General features: G+C 43.3%; 15 protein-coding genes. 12 read left to right on the top strand and 3 right to left on the bottom strand.

Annotated elements, in window-relative coordinates; all coding sequences use genetic code 11:
* Positions 1 to 132 precede the first annotated feature (132 nt).
* From AC4PM4_RS12460 to AC4PM4_RS12450, 3 genes are all read left to right on the top strand, one after another.
* Positions 133 to 429, top strand: coding sequence for a YlaH-like family protein (locus tag AC4PM4_RS12460; RefSeq protein ID WP_053781242.1), 297 nt, complete (start codon positions 133 to 135; stop codon positions 427 to 429).
* A 90-nt stretch (positions 430 to 519) separates the two neighbouring features.
* On the top strand, positions 520 to 1,581 hold the full coding sequence (locus AC4PM4_RS12455; RefSeq protein WP_063567006.1) for an LCP family protein: 1,062 nt from the start codon (positions 520 to 522) through the stop codon (positions 1,579 to 1,581).
* Between the two features lie 99 nt (positions 1,582 to 1,680).
* The gene (locus AC4PM4_RS12450; protein ID WP_063567005.1) at positions 1,681 to 2,133 is read left to right on the top strand and encodes a pyridoxamine 5'-phosphate oxidase family protein; all 453 of its coding nucleotides are present in this window, start codon (positions 1,681 to 1,683) and stop codon (positions 2,131 to 2,133) included.
* A 7-nt stretch (positions 2,134 to 2,140) separates the two neighbouring features.
* Here AC4PM4_RS12450 and AC4PM4_RS12445 read toward each other — a convergent pair whose 3' ends face one another.
* Entirely contained in the window at positions 2,141 to 2,836 is a 696-nt protein-coding gene (locus AC4PM4_RS12445) for a YhcN/YlaJ family sporulation lipoprotein (RefSeq protein ID WP_064636421.1), read from the bottom strand.
* A gap of 153 nt (positions 2,837 to 2,989) precedes the next feature.
* Between AC4PM4_RS12445 and AC4PM4_RS12440 the strand changes: the two genes are divergently transcribed.
* Positions 2,990 to 4,324, top strand: a complete 1,335-nt coding sequence (locus AC4PM4_RS12440) for a PhoH family protein (protein WP_024628438.1) — start codon at positions 2,990 to 2,992, stop codon at positions 4,322 to 4,324.
* A 222-nt stretch (positions 4,325 to 4,546) separates the two neighbouring features.
* Positions 4,547 to 5,827: an extracellular solute-binding protein gene (locus AC4PM4_RS12435; RefSeq protein ID WP_491613707.1), complete on the top strand. Its 1,281-nt coding sequence runs from the start codon at positions 4,547 to 4,549 to the stop codon at positions 5,825 to 5,827.
* Here AC4PM4_RS12435 and AC4PM4_RS12430 read toward each other — a convergent pair.
* On the bottom strand, positions 5,819 to 6,898 hold the full coding sequence (locus AC4PM4_RS12430) for a coiled-coil domain-containing protein (RefSeq protein WP_491613706.1): 1,080 nt from the start codon (positions 6,896 to 6,898) through the stop codon (positions 5,819 to 5,821). The genes AC4PM4_RS12435 and AC4PM4_RS12430 overlap by 9 nt on opposite strands.
* 181 nt (positions 6,899 to 7,079) lie before the next feature.
* Positions 7,080 to 7,316 (bottom strand): DUF2626 domain-containing protein, encoded by a 237-nt coding sequence (locus AC4PM4_RS12425; RefSeq protein WP_053781237.1) that lies wholly within the window; start codon positions 7,314 to 7,316, stop codon positions 7,080 to 7,082.
* Positions 7,317 to 7,630: 314 nt separating this feature from the next.
* On the opposite strand from AC4PM4_RS12425, the gene AC4PM4_RS12420 reads away from it, so the two are divergent.
* The 7 genes from AC4PM4_RS12420 to AC4PM4_RS12390 all read left to right on the top strand — a co-directional run bounded on the left by AC4PM4_RS12420 (position 7,631) and on the right by AC4PM4_RS12390 (position 15,442).
* On the top strand, positions 7,631 to 8,281 hold the full coding sequence (locus tag AC4PM4_RS12420) for an RsfA family transcriptional regulator (protein WP_491613705.1): 651 nt from the start codon (positions 7,631 to 7,633) through the stop codon (positions 8,279 to 8,281).
* 144 nt (positions 8,282 to 8,425) lie between these two features.
* Complete coding sequence (locus AC4PM4_RS12415) at positions 8,426 to 9,388, top strand: ketopantoate reductase family protein (protein WP_491613704.1); 963 nt, start codon at positions 8,426 to 8,428, stop codon at positions 9,386 to 9,388.
* Positions 9,388 to 9,762, top strand: coding sequence for a DUF3397 domain-containing protein (locus tag AC4PM4_RS12410; RefSeq protein WP_063567000.1), 375 nt, complete (start codon positions 9,388 to 9,390; stop codon positions 9,760 to 9,762). The genes AC4PM4_RS12415 and AC4PM4_RS12410 overlap by 1 nt, the downstream gene beginning before the upstream one ends.
* A 150-nt stretch (positions 9,763 to 9,912) precedes the next feature.
* Complete coding sequence (locus tag AC4PM4_RS12405; RefSeq protein WP_491613703.1) at positions 9,913 to 11,610, top strand: peptide ABC transporter substrate-binding protein; 1,698 nt, start codon at positions 9,913 to 9,915, stop codon at positions 11,608 to 11,610.
* Between the two features lie 189 nt (positions 11,611 to 11,799).
* Entirely contained in the window at positions 11,800 to 12,732 is a 933-nt protein-coding gene (locus AC4PM4_RS12400; protein WP_491613702.1) for an ABC transporter permease, read from the top strand.
* A gap of 47 nt (positions 12,733 to 12,779) precedes the next feature.
* Positions 12,780 to 13,661, top strand: coding sequence for an ABC transporter permease (locus AC4PM4_RS12395; protein ID WP_491613949.1), 882 nt, complete (start codon positions 12,780 to 12,782; stop codon positions 13,659 to 13,661).
* Between the two features lie 17 nt (positions 13,662 to 13,678).
* Complete coding sequence (locus AC4PM4_RS12390) at positions 13,679 to 15,442, top strand: ABC transporter ATP-binding protein (RefSeq protein WP_491613701.1); 1,764 nt, start codon at positions 13,679 to 13,681, stop codon at positions 15,440 to 15,442.
* The last annotated feature ends 66 nt before the right edge of the window (positions 15,443 to 15,508 follow it).

Here is a 15,508-nt window from a genome sequence, read left to right as displayed (position 1 = left end):
GATAACAGCGACCGAAAGAACGATCCGAATCCGAAACGGTCACATGCAGAGTTTTGTAATTTATGTTGTTGGAAGGGTTCCATCAACCAGTTAACTTATATCTAGCATGAACACGAAAGGAGCTGGCTGTGCATGCAAGCATGGTTCGCATCAAACCCGATCGTAGCCTACATCGTCATCTTTGTATTGATTACTTACGTATATAACAAGGTGTTTCGGGTACGTCAGAAATTGCCACTTGGTAAGGAAATCGTTCTCTATATATTGATGGCGATGGGCACATTCATGCTTCTTGTGTTTCAAATCGACAAGTTGCCAATTATTCAATGTTTGCTGGTGGCTGTTGGTTTGATGCTGTTAGTGAGAGTTCGGTATTTTATTGAAGGTCGTCAAAAGAAAAAAGCGGAAGCTGCCGCTCGAAACTCATAAATTCTGTATAGTATAGACCATCCGTTTTCCTTAGGGAAAGCGGTTGTCTTATATATAGGCCAAAACAGATGTGATAAAGGTGTTGAAGATATGAACTCGAATTCGAACGGACTGCCTCCACGGAGACAGGCACCGACTCAATCCGGCGCTTCTGGATCGAAGAACGGCAAAGGCAAGCAACCAAAGAAGAAGAAAAAGATGCGAACCTTTGGCAGACTGATTTTAAGTTTATTGGTTATTGCAATTGTGGTAGGCTGCGGATATCTCTATTGGGTATACAATCAGGTAGCTGATACGGGCATTGACAAGCCAGTACCGGCTGGAATGTCAGCGAAAACCAAACCCATTACGATGTTGCTGCTAGGTACGGATAACCGTCCCGAAACAGGTACGTATCTATCGGATGTGGTTATGGTAGCTTCTCTGAATCCGGAGACCAAGACGGCAACCATTGTATCTTTACCTCGGGATACCCGTATTCAGTTGGATGGATATAAGGCGAATAAATTAAATTCCTATTATCCTAAATTTAAAGCCCAAGAAAAAACCTCTGGCAAAAATGCAGAGGAACAAATGAAAGAAATGATGGGCAAATATCTAAATGTGGATATCAATTATACAACGGTACTGAATTTTCAAGCGTTCCGTGATGCGGTTAATGCTGTAGGTGGCGTGGATGTGACAGTGGATAAAAACATGTGTTACAAAGATACGGCCGATGGCACGGATATTAACCTGGTAGCTGGTGCACAGCATTTGGATGGAAAAGAAGCACTTGATTTTGTTCGTTACCGTAAATCGAATTGTAAGCCGAAGACAGATGAATCCAACGACTTTGACCGAAATAAACGTCAGAATCAAGTGTTGAATTCTATGTTGGATCAGTTGAAATCACTGGGAGGCGTAACGAAGATTGGTAAAGTGATAGGCGCTGTTGACGATAACATGACAACAGACGTGGAATCGGAGCAGATGAAGAACTTCATTTCAACCTATTGGAATATTTCCAAATCGGATGTGCACTACACACCTGTAACCGGAGAGTGGAGAAGTCCATATGTATATATCAACGAAACTGAATTGGCTAATGCCAAACAGGCGTTGCAGGATACACTTTCAGGTAAAGTAACGGCATCTCCAACAGCCGAGTAACATTCATTCTTTTGGGATTGGAAGCGAGTTTGATGGTATGCTATAATATCATCAACAACGAATCAAGAATTGCATAAAGAAGATTAGGGGGCTGGTTGGATGTCCGAAGCCGTCACACAATTGACTGAATCTCTTTTACAGCAATTCAAGAATGAAACCTTTGTGCTCTTGAGCACCGTGGACATTGAATCTGGAGGTCCGACATCAACAGCAATCTCCTGGATTTATGCGGAGAATGCTTCTACCCTTCGTGTGGCGATTGATCATCGTTCACGTCTCGTGAACAATATGATCGAGAATCCGGCTATTACGGTCACCATTTTTGGAGAAGAGATGGTGTATGCGGTAAACGGACGTGCTTCCGTACGACAAAATCCGTTACAGGATGTTCCGTTTAATATGTGCTGTTTCGACATTTCCATTGAAGCGGTAAGGAATGCCCTTTTTTATGGAGCCCAGCTATCTTCTGTGCCTCAATTTGTCAAAATATATGATCAGCGTGCTGCTGAGAAATTAGATGAGCAGGTTTTTACTGCAATGAAAAAAGCCTAGTGAGAGATCACTGGGCTTTTTGTTGTCTTTTGTCAGAAGAATGCAGCTGCTGCATTTGTTGTTCACGTTCAACATGTTCATCCGGATTTTGACGGACTTTGACATCTTTGGGTAGTTGGGGAATGATCCGGCCCACCATGTCTGCTAGTTCTGAAGCGAAACCGGATATTGGATGACCTTGACGAATATGTTCACCGATTTCCTTAATACGCTCGGTGACATCAGCATCTGCGGTAACAATTGAATCCACACCTTCCGGATCTTTGCGGAGGGCTTCGGCTACTGAGTATTTAATTGTACCTACTCGTGCACGTTCCAGTTCACCGTCAACATCAATGCCAACTACGGCTGTATTTCCAAGAATGACACAGTTGGCATCTTTGACACCTTCCACTTGCTTGGCAAGTGTTTTGAGGTGGGTGACCCTTTTTTCATTTGGCATCCGATCGGCCTTGGTGTTGTCCATGACGTTTTTTTCATGAACCTCACCTGTATTTTCGGTCAGATGGTCCACAGCTGAAGGGTGCAACCGATCTTCCTGAGTATTGAGCATGTGAGATCCTTTCCTTTGGTCTTGCTGAGTTGTAACATTTCCTCCGTAACCTTTGGCATGCTGACCTTGTTGCTGCGAGGCATTACGTGTAGAACTGTTGCAGCCTGTAAGTATAAAGATCAGAAGCAGCGTGCAAACCCAATATTTCATAAATGTTCATCCTTTCCTGGAGTTTTTCAGAATGGTTGACAATTATTTTGTCCTAGTCGAATACATTTATGTATGGGAGCATGATTGTCCATGTCGCTGCTGAAAGATCAAACTTATCCATGCCTTTAACGACGCCGCTTTGGAGGGGATTGAATGAAAAAGATTTTTGTATTGGATACGAACGTGCTTCTGCATGACCCCAATGCCATATTTGCCTTTGAGGAACATGAGGTAATCATTCCCGCGGTTGTACTGGAGGAGATCGACTCCAAAAAAAGAAATGCCGATGAAATTGGGCGTAATGCTCGTAATGTATCGAGACTTCTTGATGGGTTGCGTGAATTGGGACATCTGCACAGTGGCGTCCCTTTAGCTAATGGAGGCAATCTGAAAGTGGAACTGAATCATCGTAGTTTTGTGAAAGTACAGGAAATGTTTGGAGAAGTGTCCAACGATAATCGGATTTTGGCTGTCGCCCTGAATTATCAGATTGAGGAAAATGAGAAAGAGGTCGTTGAGCGACAGGTGGTTCTGGTCAGCAAGGATGTGCTTGTTCGTATCAAAGCGGATGTACTCGGTCTTTTCACACAGGATTACTTATCAGATCGAACGGCAGGTCTTAGTGAATTATATCCAGGCTATACTGCCCTCAAGGTTCATCCTTCGGTCATTGATGAGTTTTACACATATCGCTTTCTACCGATCAAACCGTTACAGTTGTCTTATTCGCTTTACCCGAATGAATTTGTAATTCTTAAGGATGAGATGGGAACCAATAAATCGGCTTTGCTCAAAGTAAATACAGAGGGAACGAAGCTGGAACCACTGTTCCTGAGTAATGATAATGTATGGGGCATCAGTGCACGTAACGCGCAACAACGTATGGCCCTAGAACTGCTCCTGAATGATGATATTCCACTTGTCACGATTACAGGAAAGGCGGGTACGGGAAAAACTTTGTTGGCGCTTGCTGCGGGTTTGCTTAAAGTGGAGGATGACCATAAGTACAAAAAACTGCTGATCGCTCGTCCGGTTGTTCCGATGGGGAAAGATATCGGTTATCTCCCTGGAGAGAAAGAAGAAAAATTAAGACCATGGATGCAACCGATTTATGATAACTTGGAATTTTTGTTTGATACCAAAAAAGCAGGCGACATTGATAAAATTTTGATGGGTCTTGGCAGTATTCAGGTTGAGGCACTCACTTATATTCGTGGTAGGTCTATACCAGGACAGTTTATCATTATCGATGAAGCGCAGAACCTGTCTCGACATGAAGTGAAGACCATTGTCTCGAGGGTGGGCGAAGGCAGTAAAATTATTTTGATGGGTGACCCTGAGCAAATAGATCATCCTTATCTGGACTCAGCAAGTAATGGTCTGACGTATATTGTGGAGCGATTCAAGCAAGAGGGAATCAGCGGACACATTATGCTGGAAAAAGGAGAACGTTCCAAGTTGGCTCAGCTTGCAGCAGATTTATTGTAAGGTAACGGAAAGTTATTTCCCGGAAAATGTTTCTATTAAACCGGCTCTTCGAGCCGGTTTTTTTGCTGAAAAAATAAAAATCAGTTATTGCACAGAACTCGATATGCTCGAAGTATGCAAAATATCGGAAAACTGTTTTTTGGCATGATAGGACAAGAGCACTACTTATTTGTTACAATGAGTGTTGCAGGAAAAAATTAGGGGAGCAAGGAGGGGAAGTTAATGAAGCGTGGACACCAATTTGTTTTGTTCGCAGTGCTGCTGCTTTCGTTAACGATTCTGTCTCCCAGCTTTGATTTTAGAGGTTCACAGCTTAATCAGGAACGAAATCAGGAAAAAGATGCATTTCCCAATACGTCATCGCGCAGCGAGGACCAACATGCCCCACTAGAGATTGTAGTCTCGATGTCAGAGGCAGACTTTAAATCGTTTAAAAGAATGGCTAATGAAGTAGCAACTTCTCAACATGTGGAAATCAGTCTTCGGAATTTGGAGCCGGATACATATAAGCGAGTGCTTGAGAATAAATTTTCGGTAGGGGAGAGCGGAGATATTATTCTTCTGGATAGCGCGGAAGTTCAATATCATGCCAAAAAAGGACATCTGTATCCGTTGAACGGTACAACACTGTCCAAGTCTTTGGGAGAAACTGTGGTAGGCTTACGGGAAATGACAGAGTGGAATGGTTACCAATGGGGTATGCCGTTTGATCTCGACGCCTATGTACTCGCAGCTCGCTCTTCATTCCTGGACGAAGCCGGTTTGGCAGGTTTACCCGAAAATAAGGAACAGTGGATCAAACTTGTACAACAAGCAACGCAAGATGAAACGGATTTGATAAGTGTAAACTTAAATGACCTTCAAGCGGTAAGTGCTTGGTTGAATCAGTTTGAACCAGGCATGGCTCCCGACAAAATTAAGAAAGCGCAAACTTCCTCGCAAACGGAGGCGTACCAACAGACCATACAGTTGCTGGATCAGATCCAGTCGCATATTACAGTCGATTCCATAAATCCGACAATCTCTTCTTCTGGTGAGCAGACAGGGGCTTCTATGGTGGTCACGTTACTGTCTCGTTTGATGAGTGGAAATCAAGGCGTGGCAGGCGAACAGGGATCAAAGGAGAGGATAGCCCTCAGTGCGTTAGAACCGCTGAGATCAAGAAGTCTTGTTATCGCAGCTGGATCACTTGAGGCGGAAGAGGCCAGCCGCTGGATTGAAGGGATGACATCCTCTGCCGTGCAATCGGAGTGGTACCAACAGGCTAACTATTTACCAGCAAAGCAACAGGAACTAGATCTTGAGTCACAGAAACTAATAACGAAGTATAATACGACGGATGTAAAATCCTGGTTTCCAGCTGACTCTTCGCAGGCTGTTATGACGGAAAGTCCTATACTAAATTCTGCCTTTCAAAAGAAGATCCAACAACTTCTCGCGGGAGAGATCACGGCTAATCAGTACGTCAAAAGCATTATTGCCTTGCAAAGCTCGTCAAAATGAAATGGCGAGCTTTACTTCAAGTATGCCTTCACTTGTGGATACTTCTGTGGCTTTGACAAACGACAGAATTTTCTGTGGGTAAAATCCGAGATCGAATTCTCGTTCCAGCATACGACGTGTGGTATCGGGCAGTTCTAACTGATTAAACACAAGTTTATCTACATGAAATCGAATTGAATTCTGAGGTTCATTCTCGACCGTATAATGGCCTTCAATGCTTAATTGCAACTGATCACGCTGCCCAGAAGCAGTGATTCGATCTTTGTCGAACTGAAAGGCGAAGTCCTCAAAGATCGGATTTTGTGATCGTAGAAACGTATTTAACTCATCTTGTCCGATTCGAATGGTGTACGATGTTCCGGTAGTTGAGATTCCTCCGTTTTGTTCCTGGATAAACTGTGGCAGGTTCTGCATAGCTGATGCCAATGCTTTAAAATATCGCTTGACCTCGTATATACCGATGTTCTCCCAATAGCTGGTCAACTCATCCATCAGTTTCTGCATGGCTGCAGCATCCCCGCTGGCAGCTACTTTTCCGTCCACTTCTTTCTGCAATGCTAGTACTCGTTCACGTTGATTTTGAAGATTGTTTTTGAGTTCAGACAGTTCTGCAGAGGTCTGATTAATCTGGGTAGACGTTTGCTGCATGGTGCGATATCGATCCTGATACTTGTCCAGAACAGCCTGATCCCTGCCGATAATAATCTGATAGTAATCGTATAAAATGAACAGGTCCTTAAAGGATCTTGCCCCCAGTACCGTCATCAAGAGACTATCACGCTCTCCGGTATAGTAGGATCTTACAACTGCACCCGCTCGGTCTTGCTGAGTATGTATCTGGTCTTCCTGTTCCTGAAGCTGAATGGATAACGCCTGACGCTGTTCGTCCAGCTGTTTTAGTTTGGCTGCAATACGTTCGATTTCATGATCGATTTCGACGATGGATAGGCTTTGTTGCAGTATTTCGCGTGTTTCCTCAGATGAAGGTTCTCCATAGGCATAAGTCCAAGGTAGCTGGATCAAAAATATAATACATACGATTAAGCCAGGAATGCCGTATCGACGTTTCACCCATCATTCTCCTTTCCATATCTACATATGATGCGAACAGGCTGATCTCTTCCAGACAATATATGAAATAGATACGTGAAATATCCGTAGTGGTTACATAACACAAAGAATAGTCATTTAATCTGAAAACGACAAAAAAGCAATCCGACATTAGCCGGATCGCTTTGATGCTGCTGGCGGATTAGAGCGGCAAATCCATTTGGAATACGGTCCAGTAGCTGAACCCTGTGAATGTCACGATCATATAACCCCAGAAGAGCAATATGTACGTACGTTCGGTAAATTTCAGATATCCCAAAATGACAAAAAACGCAGTCTGCAGGAAAAAAAGCAAAGCCATTTCGACCAGGTCTCCCGCAAAAGCCATCAGGCCAATCGCTAGCGTGAAGAACCCGAGTACCCGAAACATGCGCGCCACGGTAAGTCCTCCTCTCCTATGTACGATCATAGATTGTCTACACAACATTATACCGGGAAAGGAAAAAGGTGTAAACAAAATTGGATATGAAAGCGAATTCTTTTTTTGCCTGAAAGATTTAAAGTATGGTTTGTTTTGCATATGTAACGTATGAGCACACATAAATATGGAAATACATTTTAGTATGAAATCAATTCTATGAACTCTATGAGAGGCATAAGAATGAATGAAGCAGCTTTTATACCTAATTCACATACCGGGAAATCGGTTATGGGGACGGTTATTTTAGGATGTTGTTAGGAGGGTATTATAGCATGACTGCAGTGAGACAGGATGCTTGGAGTACAGAGGACGATTTGATTTTGGCTGAGGTTACTTTGCGTCATATTCGGGAAGGAAGTACACAACTAGCTGCTTTTGAAGAGGTTGGCGAAAAAATAGGCAGAACTTCTGCCGCTTGCGGTTTTCGCTGGAACAGCTGTGTACGTAAGAAGTATGAGTCTGCTATTAGCAATGCTAAGGCTCAACGACAAAAACGGAGTTATCTTCGCAAACAACCGGCTTTGCTTGGACCACAAGTAGCAGCTTTGTCCATCCTGGATACAGAAGAAAATCTGTACAAGGCGGATGGTATTTCGGAAGACTCTCTATCCATTGATGCAGTTATACGATTCTTGCGGCAATGGAAGGGGACTGTGCAGGAAAACGGTCGCCAGCTCAAGATGCTTGAGAAAGAGCTTCGTGAAAAAGAGGATGAACTTCATGAACTGCGTTGCGAGAATGATCGTCTGTCTAAGGAAGTGAATGAAGTACAGACTGATTATCGTGTTGTAAACGACGATTATAAAGCACTGATTCAGATTATGGATCGTGCTCGCAGACTCGCATTTCTGACAGAAGAAGAAGAGGAACTCAAAACGAGATTTAAAATGGATGCCAACGGGAATCTGGAACGGATTGAATAAAAGCAAAATATGTCTGATGATCAGCATTAGATTAAGACCCGTCACACCTCCGTTACATAACGGCGGGTATGATGGGTTTTTTGTTTCCTGTTTTTGTTCTATTATAGATAAAAGCAACTATTGGAGCAGAGGTAGGGATGCAGCATGATCATTGACGTTGTAGGATCAGGGTCACTGGGTCTTTTGTATGGAGGTAAGCTTCAGGACGCAGGCAACGAGGTTCGATTTTGGACCAGAACGGCTGAACAGGCGAGTAAACTGAGTATAGAAGGATTTAAGGTCATCGAACGGGAGAAAACCATCCAGATTAAACCTGATCATATCCAGGTCAAGCCAATTACGGAGTTAACCCAAGTGTGGGAACACTCACCTGGAGATTGGCTACTATTAATGGTGAAACAGACAGCGATACATGATGTTATACGTGAAATTGGTTCATTGAAGACGCGAGTGCCCAACATCGCATGTTTCCAAAATGGGGTTGGGCATCTGGATCAGGTGCAATCCAATATGCCGCATTCCAATATATACAGTGTTATAACCACAGAAGGGGCGAAGCGGCAGCAAGAGGCGGTCATTCGTGCGGGTATTGGAGAGACTTGGTTGGGCAAAAGTGCAGATAGGGGTATCTCATCTCTAACGCCAAATGATCAAAATGAACTCATTCGTTTACAGGGACTTTTGCAGCAGGCAGGATTTGGCTGTACAGTGTCGAATGAAATCGATAAGCTGATTTATAGGAAGTTGTTAATCAATGCTGTCATTAACCCACTTACTGCGATATGGCGTATTCCTAACGGGGAGTTAATTACAAAGGAAGAGCGAATCATGTTTATGCGTCAGTTGTACGATGAGGCATTGGCGGTATACAAAGCCAGCGGAATACTTCTTGATGCGGATGTGTGGGAACATATCCTCTCCGTCTGTCGTTCCACAGCTTCGAATACATCTTCCATGCTGTCGGATGTTCTGCATGGACAACAAACGGAGGTGCAATCCATTAACGGGCAAATCGTAAGCATGGCGTGTCGGTGTGGCCTGTCTGCTCCGATGCATGAAGTTCTGCTTCATCTAATTGAAGGTATGCAACCGGAAGGAGTGAGTTAATGGGATTTTTTATTGTGCTGAGCATATTGCCGTTCTTTCCGTTTTTTCTTGTGTATTGGATCATGTATGGATGGAAAAAAGATAAGCGTGTGGCGTTGCGCTCGGCAATGGATGTAACAACCTTATTCCTTATATTCTCTGTATCGGCGTTATTCAACTTAACATTTGATTCGAATTTTGGATTTTATTTAACACTAATACTCATACTAATAGCGCTTGGATTCATCGGAGGTGCACAAAATCGGCTCAAAGGTAAGGTCGATAGGGGTAGAATGTTCCGGGCCGTTTGGCGCATGGCTTTTGTCATAATGAGTTTTGGGTATGTTTTGTTTACAATATTTGGATTATTTAGATACTTCATGAAACAGATGTGAGGATACATAACGCAAAAGACTAAAAAATGTGTCGATTTTGTCGAAAACTGAAAAAAACATTACTTTCTGAAAAAGTAATGTAGATTTTTTTGACCGGTGGTTGTATAATCTATAAACATATACCACATCAATTTAGGGGGAAAGTGTTAGATGAAAAGGAAAAGTCTATTAGTCCTTTTGACGCTGATTTTGGCGTTCGGTACCGTACTTGCAGCGTGCGGATCGAAAAACGAAGGCACAGGTAACACCGATACTGGTTCTGCAACCGAAGGAAATGGTCTTGCTAAAGATCAAGTCCTGAAAATTAACCTGACAGCTGAACCTCCTACGTTGGACCCGGCTCAAGCAAAAGACAGCCAAACCAACACTGTACTGAAATTCTTGTATGAAGGTCTTGTTCGCATCGATGCTGATGGCAAAGAAGCTCCGGGGGTTGCTAAAGACTGGACAATCTCCGAAGATGGTTTGAAATATGTCTTCAACCTGAACCCGGATGCTAAATGGAGTAACGGTGATGCAATCACTGCCGAAGACTTTGTACGTTCTTGGGAACGCGCTTTGAAACCGGAAACAGCTTCTCCATATGCTTACCAATTGTACTACATTAAAGGTGCTGAGGGTTATAACCTGAGCAAAGACGAAAAATATAAAGGCACTAAAATCACAGATTTCTCACAAGTAGGTGTTAAAGCTACTGATGAGCACACGCTGGAAGTAACGTTGGAAAACCCAACACCTTACTTCTTGGGTCTGACAGCATTCTACACGTACTATCCAGTACACAAATCTGCTGACACCAATGACAAATTCTTCACAGACTACAAAAACATGATCGTTAACGGTGCATTCACAATGGATCAATACGCTAAAGGTCAAAAAATTGTCGTGAAGAAAAACGAAGGCTATCATGCAGCTTCTGACATCAAATTGTCTGAAATCAATATGTCTCTCACAAGCAGCAGTGCTTCCGAGCTGCAAGCTTACAAATCAGGACAATTGGACTACACTGGTCACCCGAATGGTGAGATCCCAACAGACCAAATCCCTTCTGTTAAAGCAGAATTGCCGGACGAGTTTAAAGCTACTGGTATTGCAAGTACGTACTACTACCAATTCAACGTTCACGAAGCTCCATTCGACAATGCTAAAATCCGTAAGGCTTTTGCAATGTCAATTGAGCGTCAGTTGATTGTTGATAAAGTAACACAAGGTGGACAAATTCCAGCTTTTGGCTTTGTACCTCCAGGTATACGCGGTGAAAACGGCGAATTCCGTGATGAGCACAAAGATGACTACTTCACTGAAAACGTAGAAGAAGCTAAGAAATTGCTTGCTGAAGGAATGAAAGAAGAAGGCTACACAACATTGCCTGCAGTAACTTTGATCTATAATACTAGTGACAATCACGCGAAAATTGCTCTTGCTGTTGCTGACATGTGGAAGAAAAACCTTGGTGTTGACGTGAAAACGGAAAACCAAGAATGGGGCGTATTCCTTGAGAATCGTCAAAACCAAAACTTCCAGGTTGCTCGTGCGGGCTGGTCTGCAGACTATAACGATCCGTACAACTTCTTGGAAATGTGGACAACAGGCAACACAAACAACGATGCTAAATTCAGCAACGAACAGTTCGACAAAGATGTTAAAGAAACTGTGAAATCCGCTGATCCTGCTACACGTATGGCTGCTTTTGCTGATGCAGAGAAAATCCTGATTCAAGAAGAAATGGCAGTATTGCCAATCTATTACTACACTAACGTATCTTTGACTAAGCCTTACCTGAAAGGCATACAACTTGATTTCAGTGGAGCGATTGACTTCACTCGTGCATATCTGGAAGAGAAATAAGTTGTTCTGAAGTCTATATGATTACTTCGGGATATATATGTGGAATTCCATATATATCCCGATTTTTTTGTATGTGCACCGATTTTCCTTATAATTCTTGAAATTTCCGATAAATGGATTGGACATTATTCTTGTCTAATTCTACAATCGATTTGTATACAAAATATTGTTTGTGGAGGTGTGCAAGGGTTGGTTAAGTACGTGCTGAAAAAACTGCTATTTATGCTGCTATCGCTTTTCATACTCGCATCAGCAACCTTCTTCCTGATGAAGGCCATTCCGGGTGACCCTTTTACATCCGAGAAAAAAGTATCACCTGAAATCCGGGCACTTTTGGAAGTGAAGTATGGTTTGGACAAGCCGATGTATGAACAATACCTGAAGTATATGGGTGGAATCATTAAAGGTGATTTCGGGGTTTCTATGAAATACCTGAACCAAGATGTATCTGGTATGATCACTCAAACGTTTACAGCGTCGCTGAAGCTAGGAATTTTTGCGATTATTATCTCGATTGTTGTGGGTGTCTTGTTGGGGCTTATTGCCGCAGTGTACCACCGCAAGTTGATTGATGATATTACGATGATTCTGGCTGTTATCGGGATTGCTGTACCGAGTTTCTTGCTCGCATCCCTGGTGCAATATGTTTTTGCATTCAAACTAGGCTGGTTTAATGTTATGGGCTTCGATGGCCCACTCGATTATGTGCTTCCTGTTGCCGCACTGTCGGCATCTCCAATTGCCTTTATCGCACGTTTGACGCGTTCAAGCATGTTGGAAGTGTTGCATGCAGACTACATCAAAACAGCCAAAGCCAAAGGTTTGAAATGGCCTGCTATCATGTTTAAACACGTTTTACGGAACGGTATTCTGCCAGTCGTTACTTATGTTGGTCCGATGACAGCAAATATTATCACAGGTTCCGTTGTTATTGAGCAAATCTTTAATATTGGTGGAATTGGTAAAGTATTTGTAGAGAGTATTACGAATCGTGATTACACGATGATCATGGGGATTACAATCTTCTATGGTATTCTCTTGATGCTTGCACGTTTCCTGACGGATATCGCTTACGTGTTGATTGATCCTAGAATTAAGCTAGAAAGCCGGAAGGGGGCATAACGTTGTCTGGCACGAATAACAACAATAATGAAACGGCGAACACAGGCCTGGATAGTCAGGCAGCGTTGAAATCGCAAGAGAGTGTATCGCTATTCAAAGACGCTATGTACAGACTTGCAACCAACAAGGCCGCTATGATTAGTTTGGCTGTTCTAGTCCTTGTTGTCATTTTCTCTATGATTGGTCCAACTTCTTTGTTCTCAAGCTATAATTATTATTCCAATGATTTGTTGAATTCCAATGCTGCACCGAGTGCTGAACACTGGTTCGGAACAGATGAACTAGGTCGTGATGTATGGGTAAGAACCTGGGTAGGTGCACGTGTGTCTCTTACTGTAGGTTTGGCTGCTGCTTTGATTGACCTTGTCATCGGGGTAATTTATGGAGCCATTATGGGCTTCTACGGTGGACGTGTTGACGGCATCATGAACAAGTTCTCCGAGATCTTGTACTCCCTGCCATACATGCTCGTTGTTATCCTGTTGCTGGTTGTATTGGAGCCAAGTCTGACAACGATTATCATTGCACTCACCATTACAGGATGGATCAGTATGTCCTGGATTGTGCGTGGTGAGATTATGCAACTCAAAAACAGAGACTTTATCCTTGCTGCTCGTTCCATGGGCGCAAGCACTGGGCGTCAACTCTTCCGTCATTTGTTGCCAAATGCTGTCGGACCAATTCTCGTTACATTGACGTTGTCCATCCCAAATGCTATCTTCGCAGAAGCATTTTTGAGCTTCCTCGGATTGGGTGTATCTGCACCTAAATCCTCTCTTGGATCTATGATCAATGATGCACTTACAGGCTGGACGCTGTATCCTTGGCGGATGTGGTTCCCTGCAGGTTTGATGGTTATGACAATGCTTGCATTTAACTTGCTTGGTGACGGCTTGCGCGACGCGCTTGATCCGAAATTACGTAAATAGAAATAGGAGGTGGGATTATGGAGCCGATTTTAACAGTCAAAGACCTGAGTGTGTCATTTACGACGCGTTCTGGTGAGTTTGATGCCGTTAAAAATGTGAGTTTTGAACTTGGCAAAGGAGAGACGCTGGGGATCGTAGGTGAATCCGGTAGTGGTAAGAGTGTTACTGCCCAAACCATCATGAAATTGATTCCCTCCCCGCCTTCGAAGGTCAAAAGCGGAGAAATTACTTTTCACGGGCAGGACCTGCTGAATAAGACAGATAAACAGATGGAAGCCATCCGTGGTAAAGATATCGGCATGATCTTCCAGGATCCAATGACTTCTTTGAATCCTACCATCAAAATTGGTAAACAAATTACCGAGGTACTGCGCAAGCATCAGAATATGTCCAAAAAAGAAGCTGAAAAAAGCGCATTGGAAATGCTCGAACTTGTAGGCATCAAAAATGCAGAATCGCGTATGAACCATTATCCACACCAATTTTCCGGTGGTATGCGTCAGCGTGCTATGATTGCGATTGCCTTGGCATGTCGTCCATCCCTTCTGATTGCGGATGAGCCAACAACTGCACTCGACGTAACGATTCAGGCACAAATCTTGGATGTTATGAAAGACATGCAGCAAAAGCTTGGAACTTCGATCATGCTTATCACGCATGACCTTGGAGTAGTCGCAGGAATGTGTGATCGTGTTGTTGTTATGAAGGAAGGCGAAGTTGTTGAAACTGGAACAACTGCTGAAATCTTCAGTAATCCTCAACATCCATACACGATTAAGTTGCTGAATGCTCTTCCTCGTCTGGACGAGCCTAAAAAAGAAAAGCCTACTCCAGTTGGTATTATCAAAGGTGCCAACAAGCCGCTGGTTCAAGTGAAGAACCTGAAACAATACTTCAATTTGGGCAAAGGGAACATTCTCAAAGCGGTTAATGATGTTAGCTTTGATATTTTTGAAGGCGAAACACTTGGAGTTGTAGGGGAGTCGGGCTGTGGTAAATCCACAACTGGCCGCACAATTCTGCGCCTTTATGAGCCAACAGGCGGAAATGTTAACTTTAACGGAACGGACATCTACAAGCTGTCTCCGCGCAAGATGAAAGAAATGCGTAAAGATATGCAGATGATTTTCCAGGATCCTTATGCATCTTTGAACCCACGTTTCAACGTTATGGATATCATCGGTGAATCTCTTGATATTCATGGTCTGGCATCAAGTCGGACAGAGCGGAAGAGACGCGTTGAGGAATTGCTTGATCTTGTAGGTCTGAATCCCAGCCATGCACTCCGTTATCCACATGAATTTTCAGGTGGTCAAAGACAACGGATCGGGATTGCCCGTGCATTGGCTGTAGACCCTAAATTCATCATCTGTGATGAGCCATTGTCAGCATTGGACGTGTCCATTCAGGCTCAGGTTGTTAATTTGCTGGAAGAACTTCAGCAACGCCTCGGCTTGACGTACCTGTTCATTGCGCATGACTTGTCCATGGTTAAACATATCAGTGACCGTGTAGCTGTAATGTACATGGGTAAAGTGGTGGAGTTGGCTGAAAGTGAAGAACTTTATGCTAATCCGATTCACCCTTACACCAAAACATTGCTGTCTGCGATCCCTGTACCTGATCCGGAAGTAGAAGCGAGCAAACGCCGCATTTTGCTGCCGGAAGAACAAGCACTTAAGAATGGATCTGGTGGTCCTGCAAATGATCCATACAACCTGCAGAACGCTCAATTGATTGAGATATCCAAAGGTCACTGGGTTGCAGAACCTTACGTATAAAAAGTACAATTTTCATTTGGACTTATCCATGAATATCAAACCGCCGACTTTGTTCGGCGGTTTTTT

This window comes from Paenibacillus sp. MDV22-iso6 (assembly GCF_058408365.1).
Note: the sequence above shows the minus strand (reverse complement) of the source record. Positions and strands in the feature narration are given on the sequence as shown.

Bases quoted from the DNA above. Each gene is read 5' to 3' on its own strand.
- AC4PM4_RS12440 (WP_024628438.1), top strand. From the start codon at position 2,990: ATGAAAAAGATTTTTGTATTGGATACGAACGTGCTTCTGCATGACCCC.
- AC4PM4_RS12410 (WP_063567000.1), top strand. From the start codon at position 9,388: ATGGGATTTTTTATTGTGCTGAGCATATTGCCGTTCTTTCCGTTTTTT.
- AC4PM4_RS12405 (WP_491613703.1), top strand. From the start codon at position 9,913: ATGAAAAGGAAAAGTCTATTAGTCCTTTTGACGCTGATTTTGGCGTTC.
- AC4PM4_RS12390 (WP_491613701.1), top strand. From the start codon at position 13,679: ATGGAGCCGATTTTAACAGTCAAAGACCTGAGTGTGTCATTTACGACG.
- AC4PM4_RS12445 (WP_064636421.1), bottom strand. From the start codon at position 2,836: ATGAAATATTGGGTTTGCACGCTGCTTCTGATCTTTATACTTACAGGC.
- AC4PM4_RS12460 (WP_053781242.1), top strand. From the start codon at position 133: ATGCAAGCATGGTTCGCATCAAACCCGATCGTAGCCTACATCGTCATC.
- AC4PM4_RS12435 (WP_491613707.1), top strand. From the start codon at position 4,547: ATGAAGCGTGGACACCAATTTGTTTTGTTCGCAGTGCTGCTGCTTTCG.
- AC4PM4_RS12415 (WP_491613704.1), top strand. From the start codon at position 8,426: ATGATCATTGACGTTGTAGGATCAGGGTCACTGGGTCTTTTGTATGGA.
- AC4PM4_RS12455 (WP_063567006.1), top strand. From the start codon at position 520: ATGAACTCGAATTCGAACGGACTGCCTCCACGGAGACAGGCACCGACT.
- AC4PM4_RS12450 (WP_063567005.1), top strand. From the start codon at position 1,681: ATGTCCGAAGCCGTCACACAATTGACTGAATCTCTTTTACAGCAATTC.
- AC4PM4_RS12420 (WP_491613705.1), top strand. From the start codon at position 7,631: ATGACTGCAGTGAGACAGGATGCTTGGAGTACAGAGGACGATTTGATT.